The organism is Bradyrhizobium sp. BRP22 (genome assembly GCF_020194175.1).
Taxonomy (GTDB): domain Bacteria; phylum Pseudomonadota; class Alphaproteobacteria; order Rhizobiales; family Xanthobacteraceae; genus Bradyrhizobium.
In genome coordinates this window covers 1-15,601 of the sequence record NZ_JADYVX010000064.1, presented here as the reverse complement: position 1 = coordinate 15,601, position 15,601 = coordinate 1, and the positions used below count along the sequence as shown (strand labels likewise).

General features: G+C 58.7%; 11 protein-coding genes and 7 pseudogenes. 10 read left to right on the top strand and 8 right to left on the bottom strand.

The genetic code is table 11. The features are described from left to right. The coding region (locus tag I6F35_RS38265) for a hypothetical protein (protein WP_225122764.1) at window positions 1-242 on the bottom strand (242 nt) is incomplete at its 3' end. 183 nt (window positions 243-425) lie between these two features. After that, window positions 426-872 carry a hypothetical protein gene (locus I6F35_RS38260; RefSeq protein WP_225122763.1) on the bottom strand — a complete coding sequence of 149 codons (447 nt, stop codon included), beginning with the start codon at window positions 870-872 and terminating at the stop codon, window positions 426-428. Window positions 873-1,976: 1,104 nt separating this feature from the next. Between I6F35_RS38260 and I6F35_RS38255 the strand changes: the two are divergent. After that, window positions 1,977-3,139, top strand: a pseudogene (locus tag I6F35_RS38255) (IS256 family transposase). A gap of 634 nt (window positions 3,140-3,773) precedes the next feature. Here the strand turns inward: I6F35_RS38255 and I6F35_RS38250 are convergent. The 5 genes and pseudogenes from I6F35_RS38250 to I6F35_RS40700 form a co-directional block, all read right to left on the bottom strand. Beyond that, window positions 3,774-4,439: an outer membrane beta-barrel protein gene (locus I6F35_RS38250; protein ID WP_225122762.1), complete on the bottom strand. Its 666-nt coding sequence runs from the start codon at window positions 4,437-4,439 to the stop codon at window positions 3,774-3,776. 350 nt (window positions 4,440-4,789) lie between these two features. Next, a pseudogene (locus I6F35_RS38245) lies at window positions 4,790-5,862 on the bottom strand (IS3 family transposase). Further along, window positions 5,852-6,052, bottom strand: a pseudogene (locus I6F35_RS40390) (recombinase family protein); the annotation flags it as partial. The pseudogenes I6F35_RS40390 and I6F35_RS38245, both read right to left, overlap by 11 nt. Before the next feature lie 88 nt (window positions 6,053-6,140). Continuing rightward, entirely contained in the window at window positions 6,141-6,404 is a 264-nt protein-coding gene (locus I6F35_RS40385) for a recombinase family protein (RefSeq protein ID WP_346283246.1), read from the bottom strand. A gap of 122 nt (window positions 6,405-6,526) precedes the next feature. Then, the gene (locus tag I6F35_RS40700) at window positions 6,527-6,637 is read right to left on the bottom strand and encodes a ribbon-helix-helix protein, CopG family (RefSeq protein WP_225122767.1); all 111 of its coding nucleotides are present in this window, start codon (window positions 6,635-6,637) and stop codon (window positions 6,527-6,529) included. Window positions 6,638-7,232: 595 nt separating this feature from the next. On the opposite strand from I6F35_RS40700, the gene I6F35_RS40695 reads away from it, so the two are divergent. The 3 genes and pseudogenes from I6F35_RS40695 (at window position 7,233) to I6F35_RS38220 (ending at window position 9,382) form a co-directional block, all read left to right on the top strand. After that, window positions 7,233-7,628, top strand: coding sequence for a group II intron maturase-specific domain-containing protein (locus I6F35_RS40695; RefSeq protein WP_346283245.1), 396 nt, complete (start codon window positions 7,233-7,235; stop codon window positions 7,626-7,628). Between the two features lie 79 nt (window positions 7,629-7,707). Then, window positions 7,708-8,252 (top strand): annotated as a pseudogene (locus tag I6F35_RS38225) (IS630 family transposase); the annotation flags it as partial. A 32-nt stretch (window positions 8,253-8,284) separates the two neighbouring features. Further along, window positions 8,285-9,382, top strand: a pseudogene (locus tag I6F35_RS38220) (IS5 family transposase). Window positions 9,383-10,940: 1,558 nt separating this feature from the next. Here I6F35_RS38220 and I6F35_RS38215 read toward each other — a convergent pair. Then, window positions 10,941-11,246: an H-NS histone family protein gene (locus I6F35_RS38215; RefSeq protein WP_225122761.1), complete on the bottom strand. Its 306-nt coding sequence runs from the start codon at window positions 11,244-11,246 to the stop codon at window positions 10,941-10,943. Between the two features lie 63 nt (window positions 11,247-11,309). Here I6F35_RS38215 and I6F35_RS38210 point away from each other — a divergent pair. From I6F35_RS38210 to I6F35_RS38185, 6 genes and pseudogenes are all read left to right on the top strand, one after another. After that, window positions 11,310-11,752, top strand: a pseudogene (locus tag I6F35_RS38210) (ISL3 family transposase); the annotation flags it as partial. A gap of 324 nt (window positions 11,753-12,076) precedes the next feature. After that, complete coding sequence (locus I6F35_RS38205; RefSeq protein ID WP_225122760.1) at window positions 12,077-12,562, top strand: hypothetical protein; 486 nt, start codon at window positions 12,077-12,079, stop codon at window positions 12,560-12,562. A gap of 376 nt (window positions 12,563-12,938) precedes the next feature. Further along, window positions 12,939-14,050 (top strand): annotated as a pseudogene (locus I6F35_RS38200) (IS630 family transposase). 68 nt (window positions 14,051-14,118) lie between these two features. Beyond that, a complete protein-coding gene (locus I6F35_RS38195) occupies window positions 14,119-14,682 on the top strand; it encodes a zinc ribbon domain-containing protein (RefSeq protein ID WP_225122759.1) in 564 nt (187 codons plus the stop codon). Between the two features lie 300 nt (window positions 14,683-14,982). Beyond that, window positions 14,983-15,156: a hypothetical protein gene (locus I6F35_RS38190; RefSeq protein ID WP_225122758.1), complete on the top strand. Its 174-nt coding sequence runs from the start codon at window positions 14,983-14,985 to the stop codon at window positions 15,154-15,156. A 268-nt stretch (window positions 15,157-15,424) separates the two neighbouring features. Continuing rightward, on the top strand, window positions 15,425-15,601 hold a 177-nt coding region (locus I6F35_RS38185), incomplete at its 3' end, for a transposase family protein (RefSeq protein WP_225122765.1).

The window sequence follows — 15,601 nt, the reverse complement described above, 5'->3', positions numbered from 1 at the left end:
GCCAGCTCTTTGGCCCACTCCAAGTATGTTTCATTTGTCTCGCCGATGCGATGCTCGCTTAGAAACCATTCGGGCGCGACACAAAAGAAACGCTGATCGACTACCGCATGATCGAATACTGTAAGATGTCTCTTAAGGGTCTTTATTCTAGATCCAAAAAGGCGACCCGCTAGTACCTTGGCGTCAGACTGCGAAAGTCGGAAAGGCGGCAATGCCGTCCCGACGGCCAAAATTCTGGACATCGGTTCCTCTTATGATCACGGCCGGGCGCTCGCCCAGCCTTCCAGGTGCAACCGCTCCAAGCATGGATCCGAATGACCATCGTGGGCGCCTCGGTGTCTTGGTGTCGGGCTGCGCAGGTAGGTCAGCGACAGAGCCCGCAGCGGCCATCGCGATGAGGGCTATCGTGCCCGGCAGGACTTTCATCATTGGAACTGGATCACGAGTGCCACGTGTTCGTCTTCTCCACCAATCGCTAAAGTTGATAGTTGACCGGTAAGCGTCTCGGCACCACCTTCTCTTGCCCTTTGTAATGGGCGAGGTTCGCGGCGGGCTCGGCGCTTGCGGGCGGTAAGCCCTATGCTGAAGCGAAATGGGCCATGCGTCGCAACCGTGATTGAACTGCGCGTCATTGAAAAAGGCTGACCGGCGTAGCAAGCGTCCCCAACCGCAGCCGAATCGAGGACATTTTTTCCGTGGATAGACTGGCCCGTTACGCCAGCAAAAGGGGCTGTCAAAAAGTTCATGAAATTGCTGCTTTGGCGGAGCAGCGTATCGCCGGATGATCCCGTCCACTCTTTTTGCACCGAATCTGGCGTCATTCCGGGCAAGAGTTTCGTGAGATTGAGCCAATTGTCGGATGGTAAAGCCACCAAGATTTGACCAAACTGGTCGATCGAAAGTCTTCGCAGGTTTGCAGCGCCTCGATTGTTCCTTTGCTCTCCCTGTCGGCGATCAATGCCGCCTCGTTCAAACGATGAAACATTGAAATACCCCGTGCCGCAATCGCTCTGCTCGGCGAGTTAATATCAATGCGTTGCGGAGGGCGCCTTGCGGTAAATCAAACTGGTAAGAGCCGGGCTGGCCCGATCTGGGACCGTACCATCAGCACGCAGTTGACGGCGCCGAATGCGGTGCCGGCATCGCCGGTTGACCCAAATCAATGACTGCTCTGCGGATGGCGACAATAATATCAATGCGGAGATTTGCAGCTTAGTTGATTTTACGCCGCGGAGTGATTCAACAATTGACGCCAGACCACGAGAGATGACGACCGAATCCATCGCGCTCGCTTTGACTGGGTAAGAACAAGTCACAGTCGAAGGTCAGGAAAAACCTCACTGTGAGGGAATCCACGAGCGGGCATTGATCGCGAGTCACTTCTCCAGATCGACTGGCACTTTAGTACTTTCGATTGGCCAAAGGGTCGACAGGAAGCTGACAAGTGAACTCATCTCTCCGGTCTCCTCGACTGGTTGAGCAATGCGGCCGAACGCTGCGATTCTGCTGCCCGCTCAGCCAACCAGTCGTATTCGTCTGCTATGCGGAGCATCCGTTGCTGTTCCGCGGGATGTTTCCAAATCCGCTCTGCCTTGGCTCTGGTTTTTCGGCGCGGTCGCGCCAGGGCTTGGGATCTTGTAGTTAGTTTTTCATATCGTCGTCCCTGGATTCAAAGGGGGAGCAGGTAGTGCGTTGCGCCTCGCTAACACTGATTGACGAGCACCGAAATAGAAACAATCGCAATAGGAGCTTTAAACCTTAGGCGAAGAAGCAGACTGCGCCCGAGTGCCCTCGGAAAATCGGCGGCACGAACGCTGGCACAGCCGCAAGCGGGAAGAAAGATAACGTACAGATTCTTTCGCACTTTCAGGATTGACGGCTTCTTCTAGAATGAAGGAGCTTTGAATGAACGATGGAAATGCCATGGGCCAGGTGATCTAGATTGATGAGGCCCGGATTCGGGATCACCTGGGCAGATGGTCCGCGGGACGGTGGAAGAGACACTGAACGCCATGCTGGAGGCCGAAGCGGACCAGCTGTGCGGTGCTGGGCGGTATGAGCGCAGCCCGGCCCGGCAGGACACGCGGGGCGGCAGCTACGAGCGAACGCTGCAGACCAAGGCGGGCGACGTCAATCTGAAGGTCCCGAAGCTACGGCGGCAAACCTTCGAGACGGCGATTATCGAGCGCTGCCGGAGGCGGGAGAGCTCGGTCGAGGAGGCGCTGATCGAGATGTATCTGGCCGGATTTCGGTTCGGCGGGTCGAAGACATCACCGAGGCGCTGTGGGGCACCCGGGTCAGCCCGAGCACAGTGTCGAACCTGAACAAGAAGATCTATGCCAAGTCGAGGCGTGGCGGAATCGCAGGATCGAAGGCGAGCATCCGTATCTCTACCTCGACGGCATCGTGATGAAGCGCAGCCGGGCTGGTGAGGTTCGCCACGCTGCTGGTTGCCCCGGCAGTCAATGCCGAGGGGTTCCGGGAGATCCTCGGCATCTGTGAAGGCGCCAAGGAGGACGAATCCGGCTGGTCATCGTTTCTGCGGCATCTCGTCGATCGCGGTCTGAAGGGCGTGCAGCTGGTGGTTTCCGATGCGTGCCGAGGTCTTGTCGAAAGCGTTGCGGATTATCTGCCGGAGGCGCGCTATCAACACTGCATGATGCATTTCTATCGCAATGTCTGCAGCCACGTGCCGTCGACCCGGGTCCGCGAGTGAGCCACATGCTTAAGGCCATTCATGCCCAGGAAAGCCGCGCCGCGGCCGACAAGAAAGCCAGGACCGTCATCGCGGATCTGGGGGCAAGGCGTATGGCCAAAGCTGCTGATCTCGTCGAGCAGGCGGTTCACGAGACGCTCACCTACTACGCCTTTCCGGACATCCATTGGCGGAAGGATTCGAACGAACAATCCGCTCGAGCGCATCATGAAGGAGGTCCGCCGACGAACCCGTGTCTTCGGCGCCTTCCCCGACGGTCAATCCTGTCTCAACTCGGCGGCGGCCCGGCTGCGGCACAGTGCCGGAACGGCGTGGTCGACCAAATGCGACATGAACATGCGACCGCTCTATCAGCACAACTGTCTGAAACCGGAGCCGTCGCCTGATCAAAAGTACGAAAGATTCTGGACGGTACCGGGCTGACAGGTCGCCTTCGAGGTTATTTATGTCAGGCGCATACAACGACCGGTCCGAGTCCTCATGGCTCCAGTTCGAGGAGCGAAAGGAAGCGAGCCTCAGTTCATCAGTGCAAATAATCTTTCACGAAAAAGCAAAACGACGTTCTCGATCTGGTCGCCGTCAACCGATCGCATTCGAATTGAATTGCGTCTGATTCGAGGTTCCGTTGATCTTCGTAATGCACTGTTAACACCCCATTTACGGCTGCTTTGAAGATGGAGCGAGATGCGTTGGCTGTTTTTTGAGGATCACTTGTCTACAAGCAATGCCTGCCTACATAGCCGAACTTCGCCTTTTCGGTTCTGGCATAGAGCTTCCGTCCGCTCTTCACCGCCCTTCATGGCGTCATTTAGTTTCTTGCAATGCGACCGATCAGGGCCTCAACATTCGGCCAAACGCTCAGCGCCTTTCTTGCACCTGTTCTTCCGCAAGCTTTTGGGCAGCCCGCCTTTTTGTCAGTTCGAGCTCCTTTTGAGGTCTACCTCGGCTTGTTGGGCGAGTATCTGTTTCAGTAGCTCTTCGTTGCTCAATTTCTGCTCGCAGTCCAGCGTGAGTTGCCGTAGGAAGAAACAGAACGTCAGATCAAAGCTCCTGCCAGTCAGAAGTGGTAGTTCACCCCAACCCGGATCGTATGAAGTTGCTGCTTGAAGGAGACGGGCGTCGTGGCGCCAACAGCGAAGGCACCAGGCGCACCGTCGCCCGTCTGCACACGGCTCGCTACCGAAACCGGCAGCGTTACGTCTTGCCGGCCGAAATCGAAGTAGTCATACTCAAGTTTGGCTGACCAGCCGGGCAGGAAGGCATATTCGATGCCCGCACCCAATGTGCCGCCAAATATGTTCTTGCTCGCTCGGCCATCGGCAGCAACGTTAGCAGCAAAGCCAGCCCCCAAGTTCGATGTAACGGCAAAGGACTGGTTGATGCCGATGCTGGAATCGGCCCAAGCTGCGCCGCCCTTGATGTATACTAGGCCGCGGTCGCCCACCGTGACGCCGACCCGTCCGGTGATATCGGCAATCCATTTGGTGTCGCTCGTGCAGTTCAAGACCACAAGGCAGCCAGTGCGCCCCTTGATACCACTCCATAAAAAATCGCCTTCCACACCGTAGACCATCACACCGGACTGGAAATTGTAACCGGCTTGTACGCCGCCGAGAAAGCCGTTCATTTGCACCTGCGGCAATGGCACATTCAAATCGGCAGTGCCGCCGATGAGCTGGTTTACGGTCTGGTTGACGGGGGCGCCAATGAATGTATTGGGCACGGAAAAATATTGCGTAGCTTGTCCCTAAGTTGTGGTTAGCTCGATAGTTCGTGCTTGCAGGCAGATCACCTCTCCAATCTGGTAGGCGGCAGCTTCTTGCTGCGACCGCGACAACTGCTTCTTGCCATGTCCGTTCCAGAGAGGCGAGCAGGCTCTGCTTCAAGCTTGTACGACGGTGCTCAGCAGTCCTTTCGCGAAGATCCGTGACACCGCCGAATGTCTCGGATAGCAATGGCTATTCTACAAAGCCACGTCGTGGTGATTCTCGCGGCCCCCTAACTGGACCGGCTGACGTTGGTCGACGTATTGCGCAATATATCGTTAGTGGCTGGTGACCTTGCCCCCAGATTTTATCCAGTTCTGAGTTCGCTCAAGCCATCGGATTTGCCCAGTTGGGCGATGTCAGCGACGGGAACTGGCGCGAGCCATCGGCGTAGCGCAGCGCCAGAATCCCGGCGCGGGTGGCAGGTGAAGGCGAGCTCGGAGGGCGTCTTCCATCCGAGCTGCGAGTGCGGTCGTGTGTCGTTATAATCGGCGCCAGCATCCGAGCGCGACGCGGGTCTGAGCCAGCTAGGCGAACAGCGTCTCTTTCAGCAATTCCCGGAGGTAAGTTCGGTGCCGTTGTCGCTGACCACTATCGTCGGCTTACCGCGCTCCATCACCCGCCGATCCAGCTCCCGCGCCACCCGGATGCCAAAGAGCGAGGTGTCCGCCACCAGCGCCAGGCACTCGGGGTACAGTCATCAACTAGGGTCAACATGCGGAAGCGGCGGACATCCGTGAGCTGATCGGAGACGAAGTCGAGTGACCAGCGGTCGTTCGGTGCCATCGGCGCCGTCATCGGCGCCCGGGTCCCGATCGCCCGATTCGGCCGCCACGGCGGCGCAGCGCCAGCTCTCTTCCCGGAACAGCCGGAACAGCTTTTTGTGGTTGATCGCAAAACCCTCCCGCTTGAGCAGAACATGGAGCCGCGATAGTCGAAACGGCGGCGCTCCTGGGCGATCGCCCTCATGCGTTGGCGAACGGCGGAATCGTCCGACCGTGTTGCCGTGTATCTTACAGTCATGCGGCAGCAGCCGATGGCTTTACACGCCCGCCGTTCACTCGTCCCGTAGCGGTCCACGAAATGGGCGACAGCCTTCCGCTTCCCCGCAGGCGTCACCACTTCTTTCCCAAGAGGTTCTTCAGAGCCGCATTGTCCAGCATGGCGTCAGCCAGGAGCCGCTTCAGCTTCGTGTTCTCGTCCTCCAGCGTCCTCAGCCGCTTGGCCTCAGACACGTCCACCCCGCCGTACTTGGCCTTCCATTTGTAAATGCCGGCGTCGCGGCCGCGCTTGCGGCATAGATCGGCGACCGACACTCCGGCCTCGTGCTCCTTTCAAGATCCCGATGATCTGATCTTCCGTAAAGCGGCTACACTTCATGCTCTGGTCCTCGTCGTGGGCCAGAACGAAGTTCAAACTGGATTAAGCCCCAGGGCGGAGCGCCGGAACGCACGCTCACTTGGCCTTGAAGGGCGCGATGGCGCTTCCCTCGCCGCGACCGTTCCAGGATATGCGCGCGTTCATATTCGGCGATCATGCCCTGAAACTGCAGCAGGAGCTCGACTTCCGGCGTCGCCGCCGTCTCAAGCGAATGAACAAGACCTCGACGCCCGCGCGCGCGAACTCTTCGATAAGGATTTCATGCGCATAGCGCCGGCTCAGCGATCGGGAGCGTAGACGAGCACGGCTTGGATCCGCCCTTCTGCGGCGAGATCGCGCAGTCGTTCAAGCCCGGGCCGCAACAAGCTCGCGCCGCTATAGCCGTCGTCTTCGATCACCCATTCCGTCGGCACGTCGCAGTTCTGCTCGCGCGCGAAAGCGATCAGCGCGCTCGTCTGACTGGCGATCGTGTTCTCCTCCTTCTGTTGTCCGATGACACTCTGGCGTAAATCGCGGCGGTTTTCATCTTCGCCTCCCGTCACATCGGCGCCGGCGCGCAAAGCGCACCTGATCTGGAACGAGAATTTCGTAAACCTGTTCAAGTTTGACGGCGACGAGGCGATCGAACGCAAATTCGAGACGAACGTCGCGCTTTTTCCGCTGCTCAGCCATCTTCGCGGACAGACGCGAGATAAGCGGCCACCGCTCGGCGCATCACCTCGCTTACCGAAAGTCTGGAAGCCGCCGCATGCGCCTGGAGCTTTTTGAGCGAGATCGGTTGGCATCTTCAGGGAGAGCGTCACAGACGGCTGCGGCGCGGAAAGGAGCGGCTCCTTCCTTTTGGCCACTTCGAGATAGCGATAGGCTTGCCGCAGCGACAAGCCGCTTTCGCGCAACAGCGCCAAGGCCGCCTCCGCCATGCCGATTTTCTTCGCGAGCAAGCGTCGCGCCGCCCTCAGCCGTTCGGCTTTCTGCGCTTGCGTCGATCGAATCATATGACATAATGGGATTACCTTTTGCGTCTCAAATCAACAAAGGCTCCATCGCGCCAGCCGGTGATGACACGTTCGAAGCGGAAGTTATCTTTTGCGTTCAGGGAGCCCTCAGCCCAATACTGGCCAATCTGTTCTTGCATTACACGCTTGATCTATGGATGGCGCGGACACATCCCGACCTTCCTTGGTGTCGGTATGCCGACGGCGGACTGGTGCACTGCCGGACCGAGCAAGAAGCCGAGGCCATTAAGGCGGAGCTTCAGCTAGGCTGGAAGTGTGCGGACTTCAGATGCATCCGACAAAGACGCAGATCGTCTATTGCAAGGATAACCGGCGTCGGCGCACGTATCCGAGGGTCACGTTTGACTTTCTCGGATATCAGTTCAGGCCGCGGCGGGTGGCAACGTCACAGCGGAAGGAATTCTTCTGTGGATACACCCCGGCGGTCAGTCCGAGAGCTCTGAAGGCCATGCGAGCAACGATCCGAAGCTTGCATATTCCCAGGCAAACGCCGAGACGCTGGCTGAGATCGCCCAACAGGTCAATCCGCTCCTCCGCGGGTGGATTGGTTATTACGGCCGGTTCAGCCGTTCGGCGCTGTTCTATCTGGTTGACTACGTCAATCAGAAGCCGAAAGCGTGGATCATGCGAAAGTACAAGACCTTCCGGCTCCACAAAACCGGTGCTTCGCTGTTCTCGCTTAAGCTGGCTCCGGATAATGCGGAGCTGTTCGTACACTGGCAGTTGTTCGGAACGACGACGTTCACCTGATGAGAGCGGTGTGAATCGAGAGGTTCACGCACCGTTCTGCGAGAGGCCGGAGGTGAAAATCCCCCGGCCTACTCACCCCTGGATCAAGACCAGCATGGCCCCCTTGCGCGGGTGGGGACTGAAGGGCGAACGGGTGCGAGGTTTTGCACCCCACGGGCATTGGCGGACGTTGACCTTTCTCGGCGCCTTTGCGCTCTGACAGCCTTGTCGCTCCCTGCGTCTTCGACGGGCCGATCAACGGCGAATGCTTCCGATTATGTCGAACAGGAGCTTGTTCCAGTTCTCAAGCCGGGCGACATCGTGATCATGGATAATCTCGGCAGCCACAAGTCGGCTGCTCTGCGCCGCATCATCAAAGGCGCCAGCGCCAGGCTCTGGTATCCGCCGCCTTACTCACCCGACCTCAATCCGATCGAACAGACCTTCGCTAAGATCAAGCACTGGATGCGCATCGCGCACAAGCGCACCCTCGACGACATTTGGCGACACCTCGGCGACCTCGCCACCTCGATCCAGCCTACCGAATGCAGCAACTACTTCGCCAACACTGGATATGTTTCCATCCACGTGAAACGCTCTAGCAGGCTGTTGAAGAAGTCGGTAGCGCAGCGGCTCGTATCGTGATTCTCTGGGGCAGGATTGAACCTGGGGGCACGATGCGGGGGAGTGACGAACGTTGCGGCTCGCTTTTCAGTTATGTGGACCTGGAGGCTCGGGTTCGTATCGACCACCCGCTACGGGTAATCCGGGACTTGGCGAATGCGGCGCTGGCGATCTTTCCGGGGAGTTCGGCAAGCTCTATACGAACTTCCGTCGCCCCTCGATCGCACCGGAGAAGTTGCTTCGGGCGATGCTGCTACAGGCGTTCTATCGAGTTCGCTCGGAACGGCACCTGATGGAACGGATGGAGTTCGATCTTCTGTTCCACTGGTTGGTTGGACTTGGGGTGGACGATGCAGTTTGGGACCATTCGACGTTCTCGAAGAACCGCGACCGGCTGCTTGAAGGCGAGATTGCGGCCAAGTTCCTGAACGCGCTTTTGGCGCAACCGCAGGTCAAGCGTCTGCTATCGAGCGATCATTTTTCGGTGGACGGTACGCTGATTGAAGCCTGGGCTTCGATCAAGGGCTTCCGGAGGAAGGATGGCGGCGACAACGACGAGGAGGGTCCGCGACGCAATGCCGAGCGCAGCTTCCACAAGGAGAAGCGATCCAACAAGACCCATGCGAGCACGACCGATCCCGAGGCGCGGCTCTACAAGAAGGGTGACGGCCAGCCGGCCAAGCTGAGCTATATGGGCCATGCGCTGATGGAGAACCGCAATGGTTTAGCGGTTTTGGGTGGGGTGAGCCAGGCAACGGCCACCGCCGAACGGGAGATTGCGCTTGCCATGATCGACCGGCGGGGGTGCGCGAAGCGGATCACTCTGGGAGCGGATAAGGCCTATGACGTCACGCAATTCGTGCACGAGCTGAGAGCTAGATCGGTTACCCGCATATCGCCATTGATGGACATCTGACTAAGACCGGCAAGCGGCGCAAGACGGCGATCGACGCACGGACCACGCGTTACAGCGGCTACGACATCAGTCAGCGCTGCCGCAAACGCATCGAAGAGGTCTTCGGCTGGATCAAGAGTTCCGCTGGCTTGGCCAAGATCAAGTTGCGAGGCCGCGGGTGGATGCCGTCTTCGTCTTGGCACTTGCGGGCTATAATTTGATCCGGCTTCCCAAGCTTCTGGCGGCACCCGCATGAGCATTCGGGGCAGATGGCAGGTCGTCGGCGAGCCCCTACATCCTGTTCGATGAGGCCGGCGGCGAATTCGCCCTCGATTGTCTGGCAGGCTCCATTCATGGAGCCTGCCACGGCGATGCCGTCGAGTTCGGCTGGCAGAGAAACGACGAAATGGAGCCGGCAGAGGGTAACGGCTGGGCCGAACTAAACGATGACGGCTCACTCGAAGAGATCTGCTTCCCCAACGGCGACGACATCCCATTCATCGCGCGCCGTTAAAAAAAACTTCTTCAACAGCCTGCTAGCGCTTCGCCGCGGGCGGATAATTGCAAAAGTAGTCGCAGCGATGAAAAGACGAGCCGTCCCTTGCAATCGCCCTGTGGTTGTGGTTTGATGATCCGCTGCTGAAGTTGATATCGGTGTCGTCGCAGGGGCCGCACAGCTAGCAAGCCGTGGCTAGAAAGGTGCAGGAGGAAACGAGCGATGAGCGTCGACTATTCAGTATTCGATAAATTTCTCAGCTCGGACACTTGGCACACCGGCCATGACGCTGACTTGGAGCGCTAAGAGCCTCCAAACCGTAGTTGAAAGTCCAGACTTCAATCCGGATGCGATGGGCGAGCACATGCGCGCCGTGAGGGGCGTTACATCGCACGATACCGCCTTTGCTTCCAGCATTAGAGACCTTGTTAGCAAGGCCTGGCCTGTTGGTGACTATCTAAGCGTGACGCGGACTGACTCGCGCTAGCTCGACCGGCTTCCAGGGCAGGCGGAAGGGCCGAGTATTGTTGATAGCGGTAGCGCGGGTTAAATGACAGCCAAGCCAGCACGCTGAACATGTTGTGTCGATCAGCGTTTTCGGATGGCGGTGGCTTGAGCAGATCCACCACAAGCACCACGGGACTGCCGTCCTTCTTGCCAAGGCGCACCCAATCTCGACCTCCGAATAAACGCAGTCAGCTCCCTCTAGCTTCGCACCCCCCATGATCTGACAATCGTGGTTAACTTCGCCCGGTTCGCGACGCCCTCCTTCTGGCCAGCATCCAAGACTCGCCGATGAGCGTCTGCGGCTTCAACTTCAGCACGTTCAGCAGCTGGCGCAATCGCGAAGAGCGCGTCCCGCGATGCTAACGATGGCAAACGCGGAGGCACCGGGAAGCCCCGGTCTTGCGCCTCACCCAAGAACGTGGGACACGCCCTCTTATGCCTCGTCATCGCGAGGAGCAGGCAACGTAAATAGTCTGGCTGAGCTTGCTGGTGCGCCTCGCCATTAGACTAGCCGATTCGCTTGCTGACTTTTACGGGCAAAGAACCATAAAGCATCGCCGCGTGCGCAGGGGAGGGCTTGAGAAATGGGGCAGAACGTCCGACTTTCGAACAAACGCCGGCTGAATTTCCAGCAATGCGCAACCGATCTCGGCGACCAATTTGCCGAGCTACTTTGGTTAAGTGAGCAGGTCAGACGGGCGGAAACTCTGGACCCCGAAAGACTCCTGGCCGAATTCAGAGCTTACCGGAAGCAGAGAGCGAGCAAAGCTGGCCGAGTGACGCATTAGCCTGATTGACTGATTATGCTCGCTCATCGCCCCGGTTGCGGCGGGCGGGCAGCATCTCGGCTCTCGATCCGCGGCGGAACTTTGAAGTCGTCGATATGCTTTCCCAGCTTCAATTGCGCGGCGAGCCACCGCGGCTGCTTGCCGCGACCTGTCCAGGTCTGTGACGGCTGATCGGGGTTTTGATATTTTGGAGATACCAAGGGGTATAACCGACTCGCGGACACCAACTGCCTCAGGCGGTCGTCCAGACGCAGCTTTTCCTGCCGAATCTTCTGCTGCAACAATTTAGAGACCTCAATGTGCAAGCTCCACAGCTCGTCAACGGTCATCCGTTCCAATTCGGCCCTTTCATGAAGACAAAACATCCAGGTCTTCGTTATCCTCAGACTAGCGAGGGGGCGACCCGCAGACGACGAGCTAAAAAGGCCGATGCACAGAACTTCCAGCGCATTCCGTCGGCCAGAACAATCGCTCGCCTCATGACAATCGGGCGGGACCTGCTCACGAAAGCGGAAACGTCATGGTCGCGGCGATCGCAGCTGGCGTACCAACCCTGGTCGAGGCACGCGAGATCATCGTTGATTTCCACCTGATGATCCGGCGTAGAACCCAGGCGGGCCTCATCCCGTAGATCGAGCGCGCCCGCGCCAGTCTCGTCGCCTCGTTCGCCAGCGGCGTCGCAAAGGATGAGGCGACGGTTCGAGCAGCAATCACTTTGCCCTGGTCCAACGGACAAACTGAGGGGCAGATCACGCCTCTCAAGCTCGTCAGACGCCAAATGTACGGTCGCGGGAAAATCGATCTGCTACAAGCTAGATTGATCGGCGCAGAATGAAAGGAGCTGCATCAAAATTGCGTCAGAGCCAATAACAGACCCCGGCTCGTCTCCGCGGGCGGCATCGTCAACTTAATCGATCGCCGAGCCGAAGGAGGAACGGAGGTCCCGGGCCGGTCGGCACGCCGGTCGTCTACCCCCTCGGCCGCTCCAATTCGTTAACTTGACGGTGCCGCCTAACCTGCGGCGACAAGCCGAGCTGTACATTCGGGCCGCGCTAGGTTTGCATACCCGATGGAAATGATATCTGTACTTTGCGTCGTCGTCGAAACCAAGGCCGATTGGCACGCCAATTGCTAGAATAGGCTGAGGAAGAACACCAAGATGGCCGAGAGGATATCAATGTCAAACTCTAATTGGTTCTCTTGGTTGAGTTTTCCATTTTTCGCGCCACTCAGCGGATCGGTGGTGCAGGACATCGCACCGAATTTTCACCGGCAAGTCGATAATGACGTAAGCGCTGAGATTGGCTTAGCTGAACAGCTCGTCATTCTTTCCAATGCCGTTAAAGAGCTTAGGGCGATGCTCGTAGGCATCGAGGAGACACGACCAGGCGCGAAGCTCAAGATCGAATCCGAGAATGTAACAACCGCAATGGGGCAGCTCACAGGGATGGAAGCAAAAGTAAACGAGATCAAACAGCGTCATAGCAAGGCCGCCGATTTGGAAGCTGAGCGCGCGCTAGATCGCCTGAAGGAGGTTAATCCCGAGGGATATGAGACGTTCATTCGTAAGCGCGAGAACCGCGCGAGCACTGGCGGAGATGCCGGAAAGCCGAACGGCGGATCAGCCCAACAAGGCAAACGATAAGCCCATGCTCAGCTCAAACTCAACTGTGCCTGGATCTGTAACGGCGGCTGGTTGGGACTATGGTCGAGGCGAGGCGCTTTAGGGTCTTCAGCTGCGCCTGGTTCAAGACCTCGGATGTCCGAACTTCTGCACGAAGATCGACGTCGCGGGTCAGCTCAGCCTGTTCATCGCGGTCACGTGCGTCGCGCGCATTCGGTCCTGACGTCGCTCACCAGATGTTCTACCGTTAGAGCCGTTGGTTCCTAAGCGAACTACTCTTGAGTAACCGGCTTGAGGCCCCTACCTAGTGTCCTGAGTCACAAGTTCGCAATCATAGATTCGCGGTAGCGTCGCGTTGCTGTGCCAAGGATTCACGCAAACAGCGACGGAGTCTGCGATGGCGGTCCAGCGGCTTGCTCCCCTGATATTGAGCGATGATGAGCGTGCCGAACTGACGTCGCTGACGATGCGGCGGAAGACGGCTCAGGCGCTGGCTCTGAGAGCCGGGATCGTGCTGACTTGTGCAGAAGGTAGTCAGAACGCGGAAGTGGCGGCCAAGCTGGGGCTGGGCCGGCGGACCGTAGGCAAGTGGCGGCAGCGTTTCATGGAGCAGCGCGTGGCTGGGTTGCACGACGAGCCGCGCTGCGGTGCGCCGCGCACGATTGACGATGCCCGTATCGAAGCCGTGATCGTGAGGACGTTGGAGAGTTGCCCTGAGAACGCCACTCATTGGAGCTCCCGCGACATGGCGAAGACCAGCGGCCTATCGGTATCGACGGTACAACGCATCTGGCGGGCCTTCGGGCTCCAGCCGCACCGGATGGAGACGTTCAAGCTCTCGATCGATCCGAACTTCGTGGCCAAGGTGCGCGATGTCGTGGGCCTCTACGTCTCACCACCGGAGCACGCCATCGTTCTGTGTGTGGATGAAAAGTCCCAAATCCAGGCGCTGGACCGCAGCCAGCCGATGCTGCCGATGCGTCCCAAGCAGGCGGCCCAAAGGAGCCATGACTACAAAAGGCATGGCACCACATCGCTGTTCGCCGCCCTCGATATTGCGACCGGACGGGTCATTGGCAAATGCTACGGCCGCCACCTCACCGCCGAGTTCCGCAAGTTCCTTGACGAGATCGAGGCTGCCGTACCGCGCGAACTCGACGTCCATCTTGTCATGGACAATTACGCCACGCACAAGACCCCAATGATCCGGAGATGGCTGGCCAAAAGGCCGCGTTGGCACGTGCATGTGACTCCGACCAGTTCGTCATGGCTCAACCAAGTCGAGCGCTTCTTCGCGCTCCTCACCGATAAGAAAATCAGGCGCGGCGTCTATCGCAGCGTCGCCGCCCTCAGGGCGGACATCGCCTCGTTCATCGAACGCCACAATGCCAATCCAAAGCCGTTCCGATGGACCAAATCTGCCGATGATATCCTTCTTCCATCGAGCGCTTCTGCCGTTACAATCTCCCGGCAAAACACGGACCAGATGTTGCGAACTTCTGGTACTAGCCGTCCCTCGGCTAGCGCGCTACAGCCTGGCATGAGCGGATCGTGGAGTGGAACGATGGCAAAATGCCATGCTTGATACCAGGCTGGAAGGTGATTCCTATCGTCGTGTCGAGATGATCACCGGGGAACGTCGGCGGCGACTATGGACGGGCGAGGAGAAGGCCCGGATCGTGGCGGAGATGCAGGCCTGCACAATCCGCTCTACGCTGACGCCTATGCGTTTGGCCGGATCGCTCAGAAAACACGGATCATGGACGGTCGCGCCCGCAAGGTCAGCAGGTTCAAAAAGCCGCGTGAGGAATGGAATGTTCTCCTGCGACAATCATCCCGGCCACATTGGTTGGCAGAAGTATGAAGACAATCAGACGGTGCTGCTGGAAAACGCGCACATGAAGAAGAACTGTGCGCGTAAATCGGCGCGCGGGGGACGCGCACTTCTAACCGGCTTGATGCGGTGGGGACGTTGCGGGCGGATGATGCGTGTGGTCTATGGCGAGGCCAACGGGAATACCTATCGTTATCAATGCCGCGGCGACGACGCCCATGTCGGCGCAGGCTTATGTATCGGCATCGGCGGCGTGCGGGTCGATCGTGCGCTCGCGCTGCAAATCCTTGAGGCTGTCTCCGATTAGGCTGTTGAAGCAGCAATATTGCGTCCGACCAGGTTGAGACTCGAGAAGAGGTCATCGCCGCTGTCGAACGGGAGCTTGAAGTCGCGCATACGAAGCGTCTCTTACCGCACGCCGGTACGAAGCTTGTGGATGCGGCGAAGCGTCACGTTGCCCGTGAACTCAAGACACGCTGGAATGGCGCATTGGAGCGGGTGCGCGCGCATCGCCGGCAAGTCTGAGGACAACCGCGCCCTGCTACTGCAACTTGCGTCGATCTGCAGGACGTATCCTTGTCGCCAGCGAATGAAGCGATTCGCGACGATGGAACAGCGTACCCAGGAACGGCAACTGGATCCTCTCCTGCTGACGGCCGACGACGTCGCGCCACGTCTGTTCGACTTGGCGATCTGCGCGCAGATCATAACCCTGCTCAAAGTTATCCTGAGCGATCGCCTCGCCTTGGTCAGTGTGCCGGCGGAGACGGACGATGACTAAGATCACTAGTCTAGCGATCACCTGGCGCACAGCGCCTATGTCTACGTGCGGCAATCCAGCATGGATCAACTCTTGCACAATACCACAATACGGAGAGCCGACGACGCCAGTACGCGCTGGCGACGCGCGCCTTCGCCCTCGGCTGGAACAACGCGATTGTCATCGATGACAATTCGGCCGCTCGGGAGGCGGACGGCGCGCCCGGGCTTCGAACGCTGGCGGCGATCTGCCTCATCGATGATCAGGCTGCCGACCAGGGCGCGGTCTGGTGGACATCCTCGTCGTCGCCTTGGCGGCGACGCTGGCCGGCGCCAAGACCTGCACCGAGTTCGAGTTCTTCGGCAAAGGCCGAGAGGAGCTGTTGCGGCGGTTCCTGGAGCTCAGCCACGGCATTCCCAGCCACGACACGTTCAGCAATGTCTTCCGTGCGCTGGACCCGAAAGGT

What these genes read in the sequence shown, in the direction of transcription:
- I6F35_RS38195 (WP_225122759.1), top strand. Translation starts at nt 14,119, where the DNA reads ATGCTTGATACCAGGCTGGAAGGTGATTCCTATCGTCGTGTCGAGATG.
- I6F35_RS38205 (WP_225122760.1), top strand. Translation starts at nt 12,077, where the DNA reads ATGGCCGAGAGGATATCAATGTCAAACTCTAATTGGTTCTCTTGGTTG.
- I6F35_RS38190 (WP_225122758.1), top strand. Translation starts at nt 14,983, where the DNA reads ATGGAACAGCGTACCCAGGAACGGCAACTGGATCCTCTCCTGCTGACG.
- I6F35_RS38215 (WP_225122761.1), bottom strand. Translation starts at nt 11,246, where the DNA reads ATGACCGTTGACGAGCTGTGGAGCTTGCACATTGAGGTCTCTAAATTG.